At 27.9% G+C, this 22,300-nt stretch carries 14 protein-coding genes; 9 read left to right on the plus strand and 5 right to left on the minus strand.

What is annotated here, in order from left to right; translation table 4 throughout:
• Nucleotide 1: 1 nt before the first annotated feature.
• From EXC45_RS00085 to EXC45_RS00120, 8 genes are all read left to right on the plus strand, one after another.
• On the plus strand, nucleotides 2-1,459 hold the full coding sequence (locus EXC45_RS00085; RefSeq protein ID WP_129693719.1) for an Mbov_0396 family ICE element transmembrane protein: 1,458 nt from the start codon (nucleotides 2-4) through the stop codon (nucleotides 1,457-1,459).
• On the plus strand, nucleotides 1,460-4,075 hold the full coding sequence (locus EXC45_RS00090; protein WP_129693720.1) for an Mbov_0397 family ICE element conjugal transfer ATPase: 2,616 nt from the start codon (nucleotides 1,460-1,462) through the stop codon (nucleotides 4,073-4,075).
• A complete protein-coding gene (locus tag EXC45_RS00095; RefSeq protein ID WP_129693721.1) occupies nucleotides 4,068-4,697 on the plus strand; it encodes an Mbov_0398 family ICE element protein in 630 nt (209 codons plus the stop codon). Before EXC45_RS00090 ends, EXC45_RS00095 begins: the two co-directional genes overlap by 8 nt.
• Nucleotides 4,672-8,661, plus strand: coding sequence for an Mbov_0399 family ICE element protein (locus tag EXC45_RS00100; RefSeq protein WP_129693722.1), 3,990 nt, complete (start codon nucleotides 4,672-4,674; stop codon nucleotides 8,659-8,661). Before EXC45_RS00095 ends, EXC45_RS00100 begins: the two co-directional genes overlap by 26 nt.
• A gap of 31 nt (nucleotides 8,662-8,692) precedes the next feature.
• Nucleotides 8,693-9,418, plus strand: a complete 726-nt coding sequence (locus EXC45_RS00105; protein ID WP_036435223.1) for an Mbov_0400 family ICE element protein — start codon at nucleotides 8,693-8,695, stop codon at nucleotides 9,416-9,418.
• Between the two features lie 40 nt (nucleotides 9,419-9,458).
• Nucleotides 9,459-10,628 carry an Mbov_0401 family ICE element transposase-like protein gene (locus EXC45_RS00110; RefSeq protein ID WP_129693723.1) on the plus strand — a complete coding sequence of 390 codons (1,170 nt, stop codon included), beginning with the start codon at nucleotides 9,459-9,461 and terminating at the stop codon, nucleotides 10,626-10,628.
• Nucleotides 10,629-11,225: 597 nt separating this feature from the next.
• Nucleotides 11,226-12,134 carry a restriction endonuclease subunit S gene (locus tag EXC45_RS00115; protein ID WP_223213884.1) on the plus strand — a complete coding sequence of 303 codons (909 nt, stop codon included), beginning with the start codon at nucleotides 11,226-11,228 and terminating at the stop codon, nucleotides 12,132-12,134.
• Nucleotides 12,091-13,362: a restriction endonuclease subunit S gene (locus EXC45_RS00120; RefSeq protein WP_129693724.1), complete on the plus strand. Its 1,272-nt coding sequence runs from the start codon at nucleotides 12,091-12,093 to the stop codon at nucleotides 13,360-13,362. Before EXC45_RS00115 ends, EXC45_RS00120 begins: the two co-directional genes overlap by 44 nt.
• Before the next feature lie 17 nt (nucleotides 13,363-13,379).
• Here EXC45_RS00120 and pfkA read toward each other — a convergent pair whose 3' ends face one another.
• From pfkA to EXC45_RS00135, 3 genes are read right to left on the minus strand one after another with little or no spacing between them, the layout of a single operon-like run.
• Nucleotides 13,380-14,357 (minus strand): 6-phosphofructokinase, encoded by a 978-nt coding sequence (gene pfkA / locus EXC45_RS00125; RefSeq protein ID WP_036434049.1) that lies wholly within the window; start codon nucleotides 14,355-14,357, stop codon nucleotides 13,380-13,382.
• A gap of 18 nt (nucleotides 14,358-14,375) precedes the next feature.
• Nucleotides 14,376-15,203 (minus strand): bifunctional 5,10-methylenetetrahydrofolate dehydrogenase/5,10-methenyltetrahydrofolate cyclohydrolase, encoded by an 828-nt coding sequence (locus EXC45_RS00130; RefSeq protein ID WP_036434051.1) that lies wholly within the window; start codon nucleotides 15,201-15,203, stop codon nucleotides 14,376-14,378.
• Nucleotides 15,191-17,680, minus strand: coding sequence for a valine--tRNA ligase (locus EXC45_RS00135; protein ID WP_036434053.1), 2,490 nt, complete (start codon nucleotides 17,678-17,680; stop codon nucleotides 15,191-15,193). Before EXC45_RS00135 ends, EXC45_RS00130 begins: the two co-directional genes overlap by 13 nt.
• A gap of 113 nt (nucleotides 17,681-17,793) precedes the next feature.
• Between EXC45_RS00135 and EXC45_RS00140 the strand changes: the two genes are divergently transcribed.
• Nucleotides 17,794-19,554 carry a hypothetical protein gene (locus EXC45_RS00140; RefSeq protein ID WP_036434055.1) on the plus strand — a complete coding sequence of 587 codons (1,761 nt, stop codon included), beginning with the start codon at nucleotides 17,794-17,796 and terminating at the stop codon, nucleotides 19,552-19,554.
• A gap of 71 nt (nucleotides 19,555-19,625) precedes the next feature.
• Here the strand turns inward: EXC45_RS00140 and EXC45_RS00145 are convergent, their stop codons facing one another.
• Nucleotides 19,626-20,333, minus strand: coding sequence for a hypothetical protein (locus EXC45_RS00145; protein ID WP_036434057.1), 708 nt, complete (start codon nucleotides 20,331-20,333; stop codon nucleotides 19,626-19,628).
• Nucleotides 20,334-20,434: 101 nt separating this feature from the next.
• The gene (locus tag EXC45_RS00150; protein WP_036434059.1) at nucleotides 20,435-22,294 is read right to left on the minus strand and encodes an ABC transporter ATP-binding protein; all 1,860 of its coding nucleotides are present in this window, start codon (nucleotides 22,292-22,294) and stop codon (nucleotides 20,435-20,437) included.
• Nucleotides 22,295-22,300 lie beyond the last annotated feature (6 nt).

A 22,300-nucleotide genomic window follows, 5' to 3' on the forward strand; every position in this document is an offset into this window, starting at 1 on the left:
TATGTTTATATTTAACTTGATTTTATACCCTTTGCTAGCTATTTTATGAGACATATTTATTACTATACCATACAACATTTTGTCTTGAATATCTGTGATTTTTCAAAAGATCGGAATTCAATTATTAATTAGTTTTTTATATGGTGAAAATGCATATGAAAACGGAGTTTTACAAGTTAATCGTGTATATTATTTAATTTTTCTAATTGCTTTATTATCTTTTGCTTTTTTAGCAATTTTTGGTTTGACTAAACATTATTTAAAAGGAAAAGATGTAGATAAAAAAATCTCACAAACAGCAAGAAAAATATTACCTGTGCTAGGTTCATTTATACTATACCCTTTATTTGCGTTTTTTGTGATGTTCTTTTTATCTTTACTTCAAGAATTATTGCAAATAGCATTTTTTGGAACAAATGCACAAAATGGGTTTGATTTTGCTAAAAATACTTTTGTATCACTTAAACCAAGCGATATTAGCGAAGAAACTTGAAATACAATAGCTCAAAATAATTATCGTTATTCTTTCCCAGTTTCAGAGCAACCTTCTATTGTTGTTGTAATTATTGTTGCAGTTGTAGGTTGTATGATGCTTTTTCAAGTTATATCAATTGCAAGTTCTCTTGTTTCGCAAATAATGAGTGCAAGTGCTTTATTCTTTATATACCCGCTTGTAAATGTCTTTCGTTTATATGATGAAGATGCGGTGTATAACAAATGAAAAGTTATGTTTTATTCAAAACTTACAACAATTGTTTCATATATGCTTGCATTAAATATCTTTATTTTGTTTATAGGTTTTATGAACCGTGTTGATATCTTCACAGAAGATAGTTTAATCTTAGGTGGAGCTTTAAAAATTATTTTACTGCTTGGATCACTTGGTGGAATTGAACTTTTAATTGGAGATATTAGCGATCTTTTTGGACAAAGACAGTCTGTCAAATCTGGGTTTAGAATTGCAAAAGATATGTTCAGAACTGGTATTCAAGTTGCAAGTAGTGCTGGAACTGCTGTAGGACTAGCTCACGGAGCAGTAGGTGGTTTAGCAAAAGGTGCTACTGCATTAAAAGTAGGTGCGTTTGGTGTTGATGTAGGAAAAGGTATTTTAAAAGCAAATCTTCAAAGCGGTAATATCTCAAAATTACAATACAAACAACAACTTGCACAACACAAAGCAAACATTAAAGAAAACAATATACCATCGCATCAATATAAAGTGCGTGGGGGTTTAATCGGTAAAGGTGAAGATTATTTAAGATCTCAACAATATGCTTGAAACGAACATAAAATAGCTCGTGCTGAAAAACAATTTGCTAAAAACAAAATTACTGAAGATCAAAAAAACAGCATCATTACAAAAGCTCAAAGTAAAATGAATGAAATTGATGCAAGAGACAAAGCAAAATACGAGCTTAAAAACAATTACAAATCAAGCTTACAAAATAAAGGAAAATAAATGAAATTACAAACAAATAAGTTAAGAAAATATAAACAATTTTCTTTAAGGGGACTTAATGTTATTGATATAACAATTTTAATATCTGTAATTTTAATAACAGTTTTTGCTGTTCATCAAATCGGAAGTCTAATAACTAAACTTGTTGTAGGAGTTATAATTGTTTCTTTGGGTGGTTTGTTAATACTAAAAGAACCAAAACACAAAACCAGAATTTATTTAGTAATTTATAGAATGCTAGTTCATTTACTCAGACAAAAATTGTTTACTAAAAATAAATTAGGAAACTTTAATACTAAAACTCTACTTAACTTAAAGAATTTTGAAGATAATTTTTTAAAGCTTTCTTTAAGTAAAGACAACACTTCATATGCTCTTGCATTAGAAGTCTTCGGGAAAGATATTACTATTAATAAATTTGAAGAACAAGAAGTATATTATCAAAAACTAACACAAGCTTTTGCTAACTTAAATGACAAGATATTTATTGTAAAGATACCAGAATTTGTTTCACTTGAAGAAAATATTAAATCGCTTGAAACACTCAAAGTTGATGAAAATATGCAAGCACTAAAAAACGCTTGAAAAAGCGATTTAGAAACTCTTGATACTTATGAAAAAGTAGATAAATATTATGTCGTGATGGTATCAAGCAACAAAAATGAACTTTATCACGGTATAAAAAATTTACAAGCAAGACTTTTTCAAACTGAAATCTTTTCAAAGATGCTTAATAAATTAGACTTTTTGAAAATGTTAAATAAAGTTTATCGTTTCGGAAATGAATTTAGCGAAGAAGAATTGATAGATATGTTAGACAAGAACAACTTAAATGAAATTTTTGCTTTTGATAAAGTTCTCTTTAAGAAAAATTACTTTAAAACTGATAATGTCTTTAATTCAATACAAACCATTAGTGAATACCCTTTAAGACTCAAACAAAGTTGAATTATTGACACTTTTAAATCAAACTCAATGATTATTTGAAGTTTAAACCCAGTTTCAGAAAAACACAAAGAGAGAATATTAAATAGAGCAGAACAAAACCTTGAAGAAATAAAAGAAGAAGTTCAAAATAGATACAAGAAGAGAAAAATTACAAAAGATCAAGATGCTTTAAATGAGCTTAGCGAATCGCTTGTGTCTGGTGAAGATCAACTCTTTGAAAGTTCATTTATTTTAGTAAACAGAGCTTTTAATTTAGAAGATTTAAAAGCACAACAAAAAGAAAATGAAGAAAATATAAAATCTTGAAAAGGAGTTGTAAACAACTTAAAATACAGACAATTTGATGCATATTCAGCTATGTTATTTAAAAATACAGATATGCTCAAAGAATATACTGAACAACTTTCAACTAACATTGGGTTTGCTTGGGTGTTTCATAATCAATATTTTAATGATAAGTTCTTTTCAATAATTGGTAATTCAAATTACAACGGGAACAGTCCAATTTTCTTTGATCAAGGAATAAATAACGGAAGAAGAAATAACTTTAATATGTTTATTTTAGGAACAAGCGGTAGTGGAAAAAGCACATTTGCTAAAAAGCTAATTGCTCCTAAAATTGCTAAAAAAGACAAAGTTATTGTGTTAGATCCACAGAGCGAATATTCTAAAAGTTTAATGCAACTTGGAGCTGTCAAAATTAATTTAGGAACAAATGCTGATGTTGCATTTAACCCTTTACAAATTAGAAAAATTTTCAACCCTGATTCTTCATTAAGCATCTTAACACGCAACAGCGAATTGCTCACTTTAAATGAAAATGCTTTAATGAAATGATTTAAGATTATTTACCCGCATTTTAATGAAGACCATATTATTTTACTAAGAAGTGCTATTAGAAAAGTTTGAGAAAAACACTTTAAAGACATTGATCAAGATTTAAGCACTTTGAGCAATGATCAATACCCAATTATGAGCGATCTCATTAATGAACTTGAACAAGAAGAACCAAGTCCTGAAATATCAAAAGTATTAAAACACTTAAAAGTTGACTTTCAAGAAAAAGGACAATATCATCATTTGTATAACAAAACAACCAATGTTGATTTAAGTTCTAATGCAATTATTTTTGATACTTCTGCTTTAATGAAATCTAGTTCTGAGTTATTTAATGGTGCGTTTTATTTAATTATTTCATTTATTCAAGGTTTAATATCAAACCGTGAAAACAAAGATAATTCTAAGATTTGAATTTTAATTGATGAAGCTCATATGTTTATTGATGAGCGAAACGAATCAACACTAGATTTTATTTTTACAACTGTTAAAGAAGGAAGGAAGTTTAATTGCGGAACTATCATAACAACCCAAAACCCACAAGATTTTACTAAAACTCAAAATATCATTCAAAAGGGTCAAGCTATCTTGGAAAACTGTCAATATTCAGTATTGCTAAAATGTAAATCTGAAACTATTAATGAAATTAATAAATTATTTAAAAACTCTGGTGGTTTATCAGAACTTGAACAAAACTTTTTAGCATTTGCATCGGTGGGACAAGGTATTTTAATTGTTGATAGTAGCGAAAAAATTGCGTTTGATGCTTATTATAATCAAGAAGAGAAACGACTATTTTTTGACAAAGGAGATCTAAGAATTTATGACTAATATAAAAGCAACTACTAATGAAATAAGAAGTGTTCTTAAAAAACACAAACAACAAAAAGAAATAAGTATCAGATACAGTGGAAGATTTAGATCAATTGAAGATGCAAATTTATTTAATAATTTTAAAAACAAAGTTCAAAGGAGCGGTGAAAGCTTAAATACTGTTTTAAATGACATTATAATTTCTTATATTAAAAGAGAGCAAGAAAATGTTTATTTAGATTCAATTAAAGAGCGTATGCATTACTATTTTAGAAAAGCAGTTTATGTGCAAACAAAACCTTTAAATGACAAAATTAAAGCATACAGCGAACATCAAAATAAACAAATTGATTTGTTGAACAAAAAATTAACAGCAATTATGAAAATACTTTTTACCAAAATAGATCCAAATGATGTAAATTTAGATGATTTAAACAGTGAAATTTATATTGATGATTTAGCTTTCAAACAAGCTAGAAACGACTTGTATTTGGAGTTGAATGAAAAACTAAAAGTAATTACTATAAAAGATAATCAAGTTGATCAAAAATTAAATCAAACTTATAAAGATGTTTTAGATACTCAAAATAACAACTTTGCTTTAAAGGAGTTTTATGAAAACAAAGACAAAATGAATTAAATCTTTATTATTAGTCGGTGGTGTATCTGGTGGTGCATTACCGCTTATTTCTTTTATTACAAGTAATAATAACAATAATAGTGAATATTTAACCTTTAATGATATTTATAATAGAGTAAATCAAGAAAGCACAACACTTAACACAATAAGTTTTTCTAAAATTATATACAAAGAAATCAATTGATACCCAAATGTAAAAGATGTTATGGTAGGTGCAAAAGCGATAATAAATAATTCTACTTATGAAAACCCGCTTTCTAACTTATATGCTCATCAAGGAGAATTTTTAACACAAGAAGAAGAAAATCTTATTAACGATCCTGAACTTCTTTATTTTACAAGTGATGATGATAAAACTTGAAAAAATAATTACAAAAATGTTGCAAAAATCATAATTGATTTATTTAATGTAGAATGAAGTTCAAATTGAATAAATACATTAAAAACTCAAAATATTAAGTTTCTAATAGCTAAAAGTGATTTTTATGATAATGTAGTTTCATATACTGAAAAAGACATAACCGACATTTTTGATTTAAGTTTTATAAATAATCTTAAAAACGAACTCAATAAAAGAAAATATGCGAGTTTAAAATACCCTTCTATGATCAATGATGTCAAATTAAAATATATGAGCATTAGCTTTGATTTAGATGTTTTATTAAAACATAATTGGGAATTTTTTCAAAGAAACGGAAAAGCAACAATTAAAAATGTAAAAGCTAATATTGAAATTCAATATGAACATTCACAAAAATTTCAACAAACAGGAGATTTTATCTCACATATGAAAAATGTTGAGCGAGATTTTAACAATTCTGATCTTAAAAATCTTAAATCATTAACAATACAAACTGATGTTGGAGCAACTTATGGACTAACAGATAATAAAGTTGCTAGCGATGATAAAAGTAATAAAGAATACTTTGAAAACAAACTAAAAAACAGTGATTTTTTCCAAAAGTATTACTCATTAGAAGATAAAAATCAGCTTGAACAAGCTTATAGAGCATCGTTAAAATATGAAATTTATTCTGATAATAAAAAAGTCCGTTTTTGATATGAATTTTACAACCCACAAGTTCAAAAGTGAGAAAAAATATTACTTAAAGATAATATTGATATCTACTTTCAAAATACTAATAAATTTGCTAATAAAAATTTAGCAAATAGATTAAGAATCATACCAAGCAAATTCGTTGATATTACTCAACCTTATAGCAGAAAACTTGTAGTTGATAAACCAATTAGAATTGATAATGATAAAGAACTAAGTAATGAATATGGGGGAACTTGAATTTATCACGCTCCCGCTAAAATTAGATTTTTAACAACTCTTAGAGAAGATGAAGTTTTACTCATTAATTCAAATAAAATTGATGTTTTAGATCGTAAGTTTGAATATGACTTAAAAGATTTAAGAAACACAAGCAAGCAAAACAAAGATAGTTCAAAAAATAAAGATAACGACAATGAACAAACAAATAAATATGAAATAGAAATTTTAAAATATGACAAGTCAAATGTTAACGAAACCAATGAAAATGTCATATCTCGTTATAAAGTTATTTTAATTATTAACTCCCTTGGAAATGATTTGCAAGGTAAATGATACGCTTGAAACCCTGAAATTGATCCAAAGCAAAGAGAGTTAATTGAACCATATTTAAAAAAAGAAAACGGAGAATATTTATTAGATCAAAATAACAACAAAATACCAAACCCTAAATACGATCCGTTAATCAACCCCAAAACTGGAACAAAAGAAGAAATTTTATGAGTGAATTATTCTAAATTTAACTTACCCGAAGATACACGCTTTTTACAAGATCCAAGAGACAAACAAGGTAATTTTATACATATAAACGCTCTTGGAAGACCAACTCTTTTGAATGGTGATTTATTTGATATAGAGCTTGGTTTTATTGCACAAGGATCAGTTGTTGGAAAAGGAATAAATGTATCTTCAAATTCAGAAATTGAACAAGCAAAAAGATTTTTTATTAGTTCAAATTTACAAGATAGCACTTTTGATACTAATATAGATAATAGCACTAACACTTCTTCAAGCGGTAATAAAATAAACATCTCTAAAAATGAAAACGATTATTTTTCAAGTTCGGGTCTTTGAATGTATACCATTAGAGATAAAGGTAATATTGATACTTACAAACTGTTTTTAATTGGTAAAAATGAACCTTCTGCATTATTTTCGCAAGTTTATTCAAACCCTTCTGTAATACCATTTTGAAGTTCATATCACGGTAAGAATTTAGCTAAATTTTTACTTGATAATAACTATGTTTCAGAACAAAAATTGAGTTCATTAAAATATGAAGAAGTAATTAATTTTTGAAAAATTTATGTCTCTTCAACATATAAATTTGTTTACGGAAATGAAGATAATGAAGAAGATAATTCTTATATTCACGGTAAAAAAATTAGCGATAATTCTATCATTTCACCAAAAGACAAAATAACACTCACTCCGTTTGTTCAAGAAGACCAATTAAAAGAATTTGCTAAAACAATAAGTGAAAAAGATTTTAGCAAATACAACAAACAACATTGAGAACAATATGCTGTAATTGCAGAAAAAGCAAAAGATAAAATTGATTTTGATGTAGAAAGTAAAAATAATGAAATAGTTTATTCGTTTTATTTTAAAGAAGAATCATTTAATTCTCTTTTCACAATAAAAAAATCAGTTTGAAATGTTGCTGTGAAATGAAAAGAAGATGTTGAGTTTGAAAATACAACACAAAAAGTAGAAATAACTCCTTCTATTAATGGATCTTATTTAAGTTCTATTACTGAAACTGCTTTTGATATTCAAGATGTTGTAGCAAATATTGATCGGGTTCGTTTGTTAGATTTTAATGATTCAGATAAAGTAAACTTTGATATTACAATACCATTTAATAATGTTTTAAGATTTGAATTTAATGTTAAAAGAAGTTATCAAAATAACTATTTTATCAGTAGAGAAAAGCAATTTATTTATGTTGATTTAAACGATATCTTTGTAAATTTAGAAAACAAATATATAAATATTTTTAGCAATTTTAACTTAACAAATTTAAATTTAAATGGAGAAACAGACTTTTTGAAAGCAAAAAATATTATTTTAAAAGCAATAGAAAATGCTATTAACAAGCAATATAAATACAAAGTAGATTTTGATATTGAAAACTTTGATAATGTAGTTAAAAACGCAATTAAAGTTGTAAGCTCATTCAAAGATCCAATTTATTTTGATTTATATTTAAACTCAATTAATACAACAAATAACAATTTAGTTGGTAGAAGAAGAATATCACTAACTAATGCTGTAAAGAACAATTTTATACCTTCTAATGTTAATTTGATCAATTATTCAATATCAAATATTGAACTAAAACAAATCACAACATTTAAGGAACTTTACTCAGAGATTATAAAAAACATTGATAACGATCTTAGATCTTATAGAATAAATTTTAATGATTATTTAACATTTGAAAATGTATCAGAGTTAGAAAAATTGCTCACTCCAAATAAAATAAACACAATTAATTTAAAATTAAAACCTTTAAATAACATTTTAAAGGGAACTAAAATAGTTAAAATTACAAATGATTTAACAAGTGTAAATGAAACAGATTTAACTTTAAACAAAGATAAAAATAAGTATACAAAAGAGCAATTACAAGAGTTAAAAGACAAACTTGATAAATCTAAAAATAGTGATTTTGATAATAAAAATGAAGAAGAAACCGCTAAAAATGAATGAGAAGATGGTTTTGTAGATGTTAGAAAAACAGATAAAAACAACAACTCAGAAAACCCGAACAACACTAAAAAAGAAACGCTAACACAACAAGAAAAAGTAGGAATAAGTTTTGGAGTAATCGGCGGAACAACAATTTTAGTTTTATTTATTATATGAGCAATTAAAACTAAATTCGGAACTAAACCTAAGTAATATAATTTATTTGTAATAAAGGAGAAAAAATATGATAAATAAGGTGTGAAAAAGAGAATTTAATAAGATTTCAAAAGGTATAGATACAATTTCTTTTGATAAATACGGTAATCAAATACTAAAATATGATAACTTTAATAACAAAAACTGAAATAATTGTAGACCGTTAATTGTATTTCATTACGGAGAATATACTTTTTATTTAAATATGCGTTCAGCTAAAAAAGATAGAAAGCAACTACCTTTTGAATATGAAATACAAAATAAAAATAACACTAATAACGACTGAGTTGATACATCAAATATTATGGTAATGAATACCGAAGAATTTGATTTACTTTACAGTGAAAAAGATTATGAAGAGATCAATTCACTTTCATTATTTGATGCAAAACAAATAATGTCAATGGTAATCAATAACTTTACGCAAGATTCAATTGATTATGATTTAACATTTCAAAAAGTAGAAATCAACAAAGAAACTATGCAACCAGAAAGTAAAATTATTTTGTCAACTCTTAATTTCAAAGCTTATAAAATGCTTGATTATATGGAGTCCTTTCCTTACAATGAATCACTGTGATATATCTTTGAAGATTTAAAAAATGCGAGTGATGAAGAATTTTTAGAATATATTCACAATAACAAAAATGATTGAGATCTCATAAAAAATAGATACAGATCAGAGATTTTGGAACCTTCTGAAGAAGAGTCAAAAAATAATGCTAAAAAAGAAAAGCAAGTAATTGTAATGTAATAATTAGAACTCTTTTGAGTTCTTTTTTTATAATTTTTATATGCAAAATGATCCAAATAAATTAATAGTTAACCTTATTCAAAAGGAGTTTTATAACGAAGAAATTGCTTTTTCACTCTCAAAAGAAAGGAAAGAAAAAAGGTGAAATATTCATTCAAGAATTACTAGAAAAGTTAAGACTTCGTATGGTATATTGCTTTTAGAGAAGATTAAATATAGAGATAAAAACAGAAAAATTCGTTATTTTGACAACCCAGTTTTTAAAATACCAAAGTATAAAAACATTTGTGAAGACTTAGAAAACAAAGTCTTTATGCTTAAACTTGATGGTGTTTCAAATCGCTCAATAGCTCAAAATCATTTAAACAAAGCTATCACTAGACAGTATGTTTCAACAATTTTAAACTCACGAAAAGTTGAAAATAAAGTGAATTTTACAGCAGAAAATATTATTCATAAAAACATTTTATATGTTGAAGTAGATGATACATTTTCTTATTTTAGAGACAAAAATAACAAAATTGTCAAACACAGATTAAGAACAATTGTTTGTCATACAGGGAAAGATGAGTTTAATAATTTAACTAATAAAACTGTTATTATTCAAGACACAATTGTTGATAAAAATAACAGCTCTTTACACGAACTTTACTTCAAAATTAGATCATTAATTTACAAACATTATGGAGACCAAATCAAGCAAATTATCTTTTATGGAGACGGAGCAAGATATATGAAAGGTCTTGCTAAGTTATTAAATTCAACATACATTTTAGATCTTTTTCACTTAACAAGAAAGCTCTTTATGCTATGTGGTTTTTCTAAATACAACACTAAAAATAAAGCTTTATTTATTGATTTTTTACAACAAAACAAAATAACTTTGTATAGATTTTCTAAGTTATTGATAATAAAAGGAAAATGACAACAAGCTATTTCACTATTAGAAGAAGAATTTGCAAAACGAAAAGATCAAATATCTTCAACAAAAATTCAAGAACTTAAAGATTTTTACAAGTATCTTAAAAGCAATGAAACAGCTATTGTAAATTACGAAAATGAATTCAATATTGGTTCACATACAGAAGCTTTCATATCTCATTATGTCAAAAAAATATGTAAAAGAAAGTTTGCAATTTATGGTAATGAATGCTTTAAAAACTTGCTTTTAATGAACATTAAAAATAACGAAAATTTGATTTTTATTTAAAAAACGAGTTATTTCTATTAAAAAACTTTGATCTTAAATGTTTAATTTTTGCTATTTTAAATCACTAATTTTTTTTGATTTTGTTAAGGTGGCCGTTTTTGTAAGCAAAAAATCAAAGAAACTAATATATTACATATATTAAAGCAATAAAAAAATACATTTGCTTACAAAAATGCATACAAAATCAAATTTTGCATACAAATTTTTTTGTCGTGCATACAAGAAAATTTAGGTTCCATTTACTATAAGTAAATGAATTTGAAAGTGCTTTTAACGGTAAGTTAAACTTGACAGCACTTTTTCTTGCTTAAAAGCATACGGGTGCGTGTGATCACGCACGAGAAGGGGTTTGCATAACATTTTGTATGCAAGCTAATTTTCGTATATTTTTTTGAACTTTTTTACTTTTGCTGATTTTCTGGTGTATAATTTTATTGCTTAAAGATGTAAATTCTTTTACCACCTAATTTCTTTCATGTATCAGAAAATGTAAAAGTTCTAACAACTTATGAATCCAACATTTTTATAAATAGATCTTTAGTTGATGAATTTGTTTCTGATGAAGAAGTAATAGCTATCCCATGAGGCGGAAATCCAATTGTTCAATATTACAAAGGTGCTTTTGTAACTACTGATAATAGAATTGCAGTAGTGAAAGATAAAGAAACATTAAGAACAAAGTATTTGTATTACTTTTTAAAAAACAACATAAATACTATCGCAAGTTTTTATAGAGGATCAGGAATAAAACACCCTAATATGTCTGATATATTAGAAATGGAAATTATGATTCCTTCAATACAAGAACAAGATAGAATTATTGAAATACTTGACAAATTTACAACTTTTTCAGCAGAGCTGAAGGCCGAGCTGAAGGCAAGAAAAGAACAATATACTTACTATAGAAATTATCTTTTATCAGAAGAAAAATTAAATTATATATACCAATTAAAAGATTTAGTCGAATTTAGGAAAGATGAGACTTCTAAGATAGCTCCAGAAGGACATTTGTATCCTGTAGTTTCAGGGGGAGAAACATCAAAACAAAAAACTGATATTTACAATAGAGAAGAAAATTTTATAACAATTTCTTCATCTGGAGCTAATGCCGGAATTGTAAATTTTTGAAGTACAAAAATCTTTGCAAAAGATTGTTTTTCGTTAGAAGCTAAGAGCAATCTTTTGAATCAAAAGTATCTTTATTACTGATTAAAATCAAATCAAGAGGAAATTTATAAATTAAAATCACTAGGTACAATACCTCGTGTATATGCTAAAGATGTAGAAAATTTAAAGATTCAACTACCAAGTATAAAAATTCAAAATAAAATTGTAGATGTTCTTGATAATTTCGAAAAAATATGTCAAGATATTAATGTTGGACTTCCTTCGGAATTAAATCTCAGAGAACAACAATACGCATATTATCGTGATAAACTTCTAAGTTTTGCTCAAGGAAATCTTGAAGTGTCTCCAGAGAGAGAGAGACTGGCAAGATCTAGTTAAATTAATAGAATATGTTTTTAAACCTGACTTAAAGATAGAAAAAAGACAACTAAGAAGATTAAAAGAACTGTTGGATTATATACAACCAAATGATTTTATAATTGAGAGCGAACTAACAAATGATAAAAGCAAAACTCCTGTTTTAAGTCCAGGTAAAATTTTTATACTTGGATATTCTTCTGATACCAATAATATTTTTAACGCTTCCACAAGTGAACCTATTATACTCTTTGATGATTTTACATGTGCCATTAAATTTGTAGATTTTCCTTTTAAGGTAAGATCTTCTGCTTGCAAGATTTTAATACCTAAAAACAATGAAATCAATATAAAATATGTTTATCATGTCTTAAAAGACCTTAATATAAAAAATGAAAATGTTCAAAGACAATGAATAAATAATTACTCGAATATTTCAATAAACATTCCTTCCTTATATCAACAAAATAAAATAGTGAAAATACTTGATTTATTTCAGGAATTGACCAACACTCTCAAAACTGGCTTGCCAAAAGAAATTGAACTAAGAGAACAACAATACGCATATTATCGTGATAAACTTCTAAGTTTTGCTCAAGGAAATCTTGAAGTGTCTCCAGAGAGAGAGAGAGAGAGAGAGCTTGCGCAAGCATTAAATAGTATTGCTTTTGAGATGCTTTGCTATTTAAACTTAATTTATTCAAAAAGTTATTTATTGTTATCTGATTTTGCCTTTGTAAATTCTGGAGAATATATTGTGAAGAAAGAACTAATTAATAATGGTTTATATCCAGTATATTCTTCTCAAACAAGTAACAATGGTGAAATAGGAAGATTAAATTCATACACGCATGATGGCGAATACATTAAAATTGCAATGTATGGAGCAAATGCTGGAGAAGTATTTTATCGTAATGAAAAATTTACTCCTACACAATTATGTGGGGTTGTGGAACAAAATAGTGGTTTAATAAATTTCAAATTCCTTTATCACTATTTGAAGAAAAATGTACCATCATATGTTTTAGAAGGCAGCGGAATACCTACTGTTACAACAGGGAAATTGAAAAATATTAGAATACCTTTTGTGGATATCTTTAAGCAAAAACAAATTGCCACAATTTTAGATGCTTTTGAAAAATATTGTGCTGAAATATCAGGAATTTTACCTCTTAAAATCAGCTTAGTTGAACAACAATATCAATACTACTTAAACAAATTATTAGAGCATAACAAAAGGACAGATTAACTTTCTGTCCTTGTTTTTTATCCCACTTGGTTAAGTTTGTTAAATTTGATTGCTTTTTGCACTGATTTTTCTTTTGAAGCATTTTTCATGCTTAAAGCTTCTAAAATTGGTGTTCCAACAACATCGTTATTTAAAATACCAATTGCTAAACCGCTTTTACCAGCTACTAAGTATTCCACAGCTTTAATTCCCATTAAAGAAGCGTAAATACGCTCTTGAGCAGTTGGACGTCCACCTCTTTGAATGTGATTTAAAGGATTTGAACGAGTTGCTCATCCAGTAGTTTCTTCGATTGCTTTTTCAAGTTCTTTAAGGTTGTAACATTTTTCTGATACCACAACAATCACGCTTCTTCTGCCTGGTTGTGCAGTTAATTCTTTAGCTTTAGCAACAATTTCTTCAACTGAAGGTTTGTAATCGCTAGTTGCAATAATTTCAGCTCCAGTAGCTAATCCTGAATATAAAGCTAAATCTCCACAATTGTTTCCCATCACTTCTACAATCATAATTCTTTGGTGTGAAGTAGCAGTATCTCTAATTTTGTCAATAGCTTCAACAATAGTGTTTAGCGCAGTGTCATATCCAATTGTAAAATCTGAAGAAGCAATGTCATTATCAATTGTTCCAGGAAGTCCAATAGTTTTAACTCCGGCTTCATGAAGTAATTGAGCTCCCATGTAGCTTCCATCTCCACCAATAACTACAAGTGCTTCAATGTCATGTTTTTTAAGGTTGGCAATAGCTACATCTCTAACTTCTTTGTTTTTAAATTCAGGGAAACGTGCTGAATAAATAGCAGTTCCTCCTTGTGAAGCATAAAAGTTTAAGTTCATACTATCAGCTTTAACAATTTGATTGTGATAAAGCCCTTTGTATCCTTCTAAAACTACATAAGGTTCTAAGTTTGCGGCTTTAGCGGCTTTAGCAATAGCTGCTACAGCTGAGTTCATTCCAGGAGCATCTCCTCCTGAGGTTAAAATAGCAATTTTTCTCATTTTTTCTCTCCGTTTACATTATTTTAAAGTGTCAATTAAGTTTTTAAGCAAGCACACTACAGTCATTGGACCCACTCCCCCAGGAACAGGTGTGATAGCTGCTGCTTTATGTTGAACACTTTCAAAATCTACATCCCCATAAATTTCATCAGGAACTTGTGCGTCTAAATTAGTTCCCACATCAATAATGGTTACACCTTCTTTAACATTATCGGCTTTCACGTAACGAGCTACTCCAATGGCAACAATTAAAATGTCAGCACTTTCAATTCCTTTAATACCAGTGTGTTCATCAAAAGTAGCCACATTAGCTCCTTGACGTTTGATGATGTGAGCAAGTGGTTTTCCAACTAAATGGCTTCTTCCCACTACACAGACTTTTTTGCCTTCAACTTCAATGTTGTATTCTTGCATTAATTCAAGCACAGCTCTAGCTGTAGCTGGAATAAAGCATTTTCCAGCTTCGTTATAAAGTGCAAATTCGTTTTTGGTGCTTAATCCATCCACATCTTTATCATAAGGTACAGCATCTAAAATAACTTGAACTGGAATGTGTTTTGGCAATGGAAGTTGTACAATAACTCCATCAGCTCATTCGTTGATGTCGTCCATTTTTTGAAGTAAACGATTTTGAGTAATTTTTTCAGGGTATTTAAATAACCTTCCTTCAATTCCTACAAATTCGCATTTTTGAATTTTTTGTTGCACATATTTATCTGAAGCTGGATTATCTCCAACTTGAATGATAGCTAAACGAGGTTTACGCACCAAGTTCATAGCTGCAAGCTCATCTCTGAGTTTTTCTAATTCTCTTTTAGCTAATTCTTTACCACTTAGTATTTGCATTTGAGCTCCTCTTGATATTTGATTAAATCTTGTTGATATTTGGCTAGTTTATCTTGCTCTAGTTGAACTTTTTCTTTAGGGGCTTTATTGATAAAGTTAACATTACTTAAAATTTGGGTCGCGCGAGCAATTTCACTTTGAGTGAAGGCGATTTTTTCAAGCAATAATTGTTTGTTTTTTTCTTTAAGATCTGCACTCATTTTAATGTATAAGTTGTTGTTACTTAATGTAATTAAAAAGTCTTGATTTGGCACTAGTTGAGCGTAGGCCATTTTGTTGATGATATCAATGTTGCTTTGACTTAAAGGGGTTTGAAGGTCGTATTCAATAATTTCTTTTTTAGAAATGTTATTAACTTCACGATATTTACGAATTTCGGTAACCACTTCAATGATTAAATCAATATATTTGGTTTCTTTGGTAATTCGTATCATTGGAATGGTGTGATTTAACAATTCATCCTTGAAAATGTTTGAATACAATCTATCGGTGATAAATGGCATAAATGGGTGAAGAATAATTAAAGTTTTTCTCAGCACTTCTAAAGCATGTTTTTTAGAAGGATTATTTTTAATCATTTCAATGTATCATCCACTTAAATCATTGAACAAGAAGCGTTGAATTTCACTTCCAGCAACGGCAAAATCATATGTTTTCATTGCTTTGTTAATTACTTTGCTTAAAGATGCAAGCTTGTTATAAATTCAATAATCAGCATCACTTTTGGTGTTGTTGTGATTTTCTTCTAAAGAAACAATAAAGTTAGCAATATTTCATAATTTATTATTTACTCTTCAAGCAGCTTCCACTTTTTCAGTTGAAAATTTAATATCCATTCCTGGAGAAGTATTAGTAATTAAGAATCATCTCAATGAATCAGATCCGTATTGTTCAATCATATCCATTGGATCAACACCATTATTTAATGATTTGGACATTTTTAAACCGTTTTTATCACGAATTAAACCATGAAGTAACAAGTCGTTAAATGGTTTTTGGCGCATGAATTCTTTCCCGAAGAAATACATACGTGCCACTCAAAAGAAAATTAAATCATATCCAGTAACAAGTAATGAGAAAGGATAAAATCTAGCTAAATCTGAATTTGGATTTGGTCAATTTAAAAAGGTAAATGGAGCAATTCCAGAAGAAAATCAAGTATCTAAAACATCAGAATCTTGTATTCAATTTTTACCTGGAGATTTTTCTTGCACTTTTATGTTTCCGTCTTGGTCATATCAAGCTGGAATTTGATGTCCTCATCAAAGTTGACGTGAGATGTTTCAATCATGCACGTTTTCAATTCATTTACGCAATGTTTCTTTAAAACGTTTTGGGTAAAACTTAACTGCTTCTTTGGTGTCAAGTTCATCTAAAATGTGTTTAGCGAAATGATCCATTTTAACAAATCATTGCGGAAGCACTAAAATTTCCACAGGGGTTTTTGAACGTTCACTCATTCCCACGTTTGAAGTAGTTTCTTCAACTTTTTCTAAATAATTATGTTCTTTAAGATACTTAGCGATTTTTTCACGGGCTTCAAAGCGTTCTAAATTGTGAAACTCACTATTTGGATAATTAATATAACCTTCTTTGTTAATAGTTTCACGAATTTCAAGTTTAAGTTTTTGAATAATATCAATATCAGCTTCAGCATGTGCTGATAATTTCATCACCCCACTTCCAAATTTTGGATCAACATATTCATGAGCAATCACGGGTAACTTTTCTTTAGTTAAAGGGTGAATTACGTTTTTGTTTAAATATTTTTGGTAACGTTTATCTTTTGGATTAAACACAAGTGCCACATCACTAAGAAGAGTTTCGGTTCTAACGGTTGCAATAGTTAAATAATCAGTTGAATTTTCAAGGTAGTATTTAATGTAATACATTTTTTGTTCAGTTGTTTCTGAAACAACTTCAATATTTGATAAAGCAGTTTGCAATTTAATATCTCAGTTAATGGCTCTCACTCCACGATAAATAAAACCTTTATTGTATAAATCAATAAAAACTTTATTTACGGCTTTATTAGCTTCCTTATCCAAAGTAAAACGTTCTTTTGAATAATCTAAAGCAAGACCTACTTTTGATCATTGTTTTCTAAACACTTGTGCGTATTCATCTTTTCATTCTCAAATTTTATTTACAAACGCTTCACGTCCTAAATCATGTCTAGTTAATCCAGTTGATTTGTATAACACGTCTTCAACTTTACTTTGAGTAGCAATTCCGGCATGATCCATTCCTGGAAGTCACATTACATCATAACCTTTAAGTTTTTTATAACGAATAATGGTGTCTTGAATGTATACGTCAAGAGCGTGTCCTAAATGTAATTTACCAGTAACATTTGGAGGGGGTAGCAAAATTGAAAAAGGTTTTTTACGCTCGTCATGAGTCATAAAAAATTTCTTTTTCTGTCATTTTGCTTCAATACCTGCTTCTACGGTTTTGTGGTCATAAATTTTGTTCATATTTACCTCATATAATAAAAATTCAACTTATTTTTAAAGAAAAAACTATAATAGTATTAATTATTTTTAATTATACCTTAAAAAGTATACTTTTTAGACTAAAAGGAGCGAACGTGAAACGTAAATTATCATTGCTATCATTAGGGCTTGTTAGCTCATTTGCACTTCCGCTAGCAGTAATTGCATGTAAAAGTGAAACCGCAAGCAAAAAAGAAACTAAAAACCCATTTAATTTGCAAGGAGAAATTAATTTTGACAAATTAGACGTAGTTAGTGAACAAGATTCAGTAAAAGATGCTTTAGCAAAATTAAAAAACTCATTTGAGTCATTTGTAGCTCTTGCTTTTAAACCTGCTCAAGATACTTCAAAAGAAGATTTACAAACTATCTCACAAACATTACAAACTTATCTTAACAATGTTGTGGGTTCATACCAAGAGGCAAATGGATACTTGCAACAAAAAGAAACTAAATCATTTTTTGAATTTGCTACTCCTTGATTTAGAGCAAGACAATATTTTTTAATTGGAAGTTTAGGAAACTTACCTCAATTACTTAGCGATTTGGAAAGTAATTCAAAAGTTACCAAAAATGATTATGTTGCTAACTTGAATCAAGTATTAAAAAATTATATTAATACTTGAATGGTTATTTGAAAGGATGATGCTAATTCAACACTAGCTAGTGTTCAAGATTCAGTTCAAAAAGCTCTAGCTTTAAATACTTTAACACAAGCACAAAAAGACTCTTTAAAAACAATTGGAAATTTATGAGATTCTTTAAAAGTTTATTACCAAAAAATTAAGGATTATTTTGAAGAAAATTGACTTGGAGACAATCCAAAATTAGATTTAGTTGAAGCTGATCCTGTGTATGCACAAAACAATAAAGAAATCGAAAAGATTATGCTTGAATTTTCAAAAAATATTTCTGATAATGCATTTAAACCTTTATTAGATGCTCAAACCCCAATTCATAAATCGTTTGTATTACCTCGTTTTACTTGAAGTGATGTTTATAATTCTAAAACTGAATATTCAAATGAAAGCAATCCTGAAAACCCAACATATTTTGATCAAAAATCAGCTAAATTAAATGAATTTATTAAATCTCAAAAAGATGTTGAAAACTTTATTGATGCCAATAGTTATTTAGATGACTTAAAACCTTTATACTCAGCAAAAGTAAGTTATGAAGATTCTAAAAATATTTTGAAATCTCAAAATAATCAATTGTATGTTTGAGTATATCAAAAAGATAATGGTAAAGTACAAACCAACAATTTTAGCGAAGAAGAAGTTTCACAATATGCTCACAAATTAAGTGATGAAATCAATACTTTAAATGGTGATTACATTGTTAAATTAACTTTACCTGAATCATATTTAAATGCTTTAAACATGAGATATAGTTGATATCATAAAACTTTAGATGATAAAATGAAAGCTTTTGATTCAACTATAAATGATATTTTACTTAGAGCTTTAGCTCAATACCAATTTGTAGCAGGTGTTGATGAAAGTGGTGAATTGAATCTACAATTTACCTTAACTAATAAAGAAGGAAAACCTTTTGGACAAGATGCTTATTACTTTGCTCCAATTGAAACCATTCAACCAATTTGAGGATACTTTATTTCACATCGTGATTTAGATCAACAAGCATTAAGTTATGATATTTATGTGTCTTTAACCAAAGAAGAATATGACCAAACATTCGGAAAAATCTACACATCAGAAAGATTAAATAGTCGCGAAAAAGCAAAAATTACCAAAGCTGAAAACACAGCTGATACTCCAGAAGGAAAACAAAATATTAACATCGAATATGGCAACGATAATTTTGAAAGTGTAAAAATCAAATTAAATAATTAAGGAAAAGCAAAAGACAAATGATTTTACTTTGTCTTTTTTTGTTAAAAAAACGACCCTACAGGTCGTAAATATTAGCGTTGTTTAAGTTGTTGAATTTTTGATACAAAGCCCTGATAATTAGTATTTTTGAAATACTTATTGTTAGATAATTTATCTAAATCTGTAACTAACAATGACATTAAAGTAATTTCGTCTTGTGGTAATTGAGCAATAGCTTGAATATTTTTGTAGCTTAGAGCACAAGGGAAAAAATTATCAACTTTCAAAACTAATTCTTTTTCATTTATAGCATTCTCATTTGCGTTGAAGTGGAAAAAGTCTTTCTCTTCAATGCTTAATTTTTGTTTATTTTCAAGGTCAGCATTAATGCTTTTTACTATTGATACATAATAAAATGGTTTTACAATTAAATAAATTAGTTCTAATGATACTATAACAATTGCTGCAATATAAATTTCTTTAACTGAAATTTGTTCTCAAATTATCCCTTGTAAAGCTAAGATGCAATAAAGAATGACGGCAATATTTATTAAAGAAAGTGATCAAAAAATTGCAAAAAGAGTTTTCTTTTTTGAACTAAATGTTTTAGATAATTGCATTCAACCTTGCTGAATTTCTCTGTTTATTGTTGGAGTTGTGTTGACCTTTTTTAGCGCTTTGATCTTTAAATTCAAAAAACGAAGCGCTTGGTTTACAATAGCGACGTTTCTAAAAATAAATGATCAATAATAATGCAATGATGCACCAACAATTAAAAACGCCAAAACCATTTCTTGCATAATTTCTCCTACATATAATTGTGTTATAAATAAAATTATATAACTTTTGTTGTTGTTGTTGTTTTTAGCAAAAAAGCAAACAAAAATCACCCTGTAGGTGATTATTTGTATTGTGAGTGATAAAGATTATAATAGAATCCTTCTTTTTTAAGTAACTCTTGGTGACTACCACTTTCAATGATTTGTCCATCATTAATAACCATGATAATATCAGCGTTTTTAATGGTTGAAAGACGGTGAGCAATAATAAATGAAGTTTTGTTTTTGGTTAAGTGACGAATTGAGTTTTGAACAATAATTTCAGTACGTGAGTCAATGCTTGAAGTAGCTTCATCTAAAATGAGTAAGTTTTTGTTACTTAAAATTGCCCTTGTTAGCGAAATAAGTTGTCTTTCTCCTTGGGAAATATTAGCACCATTGTTTTCTACAACTGTATCATAATCATTTGGCAATGTCATAATAAAGTGGTGAATGTTAGTTAATTTAGCTGCTTTTATAACTTCTTCTTTAGTTAAATTTTTGTTTCCTAAAGTTAAATTATCATAAATGGTTTCATTAAATAAGAACGAATCTTGAAGCACCACTGTCATATGATCACGAAGCATTTTAGTTTTGATGTTTCTAAGTTCTTTTCCATCAATTAAAATTGATCCTTCATTATAATCATAAAACTTACTAAGTAAGTTAATAATGGTGGTTTTACCAGCTCCAGTAGGACCAACAAAAGCCACAACTTGTCCAGGTTTTACTTTAAAAGAAGCATTTTTGAGTTGATACATATTTGATTCGTCTAAATATTTAAATCAAACATTTTTAAATTCAACTTCTCCTTTAATTTCGTCAATAGGTATATCTTCAGGTTCACGAGGTTTAAAGTTTAGTTCTGATAATTTAAAGACCCTATTTGAAGAAGCAGTTCCTACTTGTAATGAGAAAGCAATGTTTAGAATATTTTGGAATGGACCAATGAAGTTTCAGTTTAATGAAACATAAGTAACTACCAATGCAGCTGAAGCGGTTCCATCATCATTTGAACCAAACCCTTGAATTCCATACACTGGAATTCCTTTAACATAAAAGAGTGCTGCAATGGCGGAAATAACTAAAATTAAGATATTTGAAACGAGTTGGAATCATACATCAAAACTACGAGCGGCTGTATCACCTTTATAAGCAATATTACGAATTTCCCGAGTAATTTGTCTAAGACCTTTATGTACTTGTTCTTGGCGGTCAAAAGAATTAGTTACTTTAGTATTAGTTAGCATCTCTTCAACATAAGCATTCATTTTCCCGAAAGCATTTTGGGTAGCTACAAAATATCTTTGAGATTTTTTAACTACAATAAATGATGCAAAAAACAAAATAATTGAAAGAGGAACAATAATTAAAGTAAGAGTTGAAGACACAAACATCATGACAATGATACTTAAAACAATATTTCAAAAACTAGTAAAAAGTTGGGTGGTTATTTGAAATAATGTGTCATTAACATTATTAATATCATTAATGATAATTGAAATGATGTTTCCAGCTTTTTGCTGATCATAATATTTAATTGGAGTTTTAAAAAGCTTATTCATGATCTGAGCTCTAAGTTTAGTTCCTAGACCATAGCAAACACGAATATATAAATAACTTTCTCAGTAACGAAAAATTCCATAAAGTACAAATGCGCCCGAAAGAGCTGATAAATATAAAATAAATTTAGTTCAATTAAATTCACTTAGCGGAATTGGATCAATACTTCGAGCATATGGCTCAAAAAATTCTTTAATTACTAACCCAATTAAAACACTTCCAATTACATAAAAAGCCGCATTTATAAAAGCAAATAAATTTCCTCAAAGCAAACGAGTTTTTTCGGCCTTTAAGTAATGAAAAATGGTTTTAAGGGTTTTAAACATTGAGAAGGAACTATCATAATACTTATCAACATCATTTGTTTTTTTCTTGTTCATAAATGA

Origin of the sequence: Mycoplasmopsis columboralis (assembly GCF_900660675.1) — a bacterium.
GTDB classification, from domain to species: domain Bacteria; phylum Bacillota_I; class Bacilli_A; order Mycoplasmatales; family Metamycoplasmataceae; genus Mycoplasmopsis; species Mycoplasmopsis columboralis.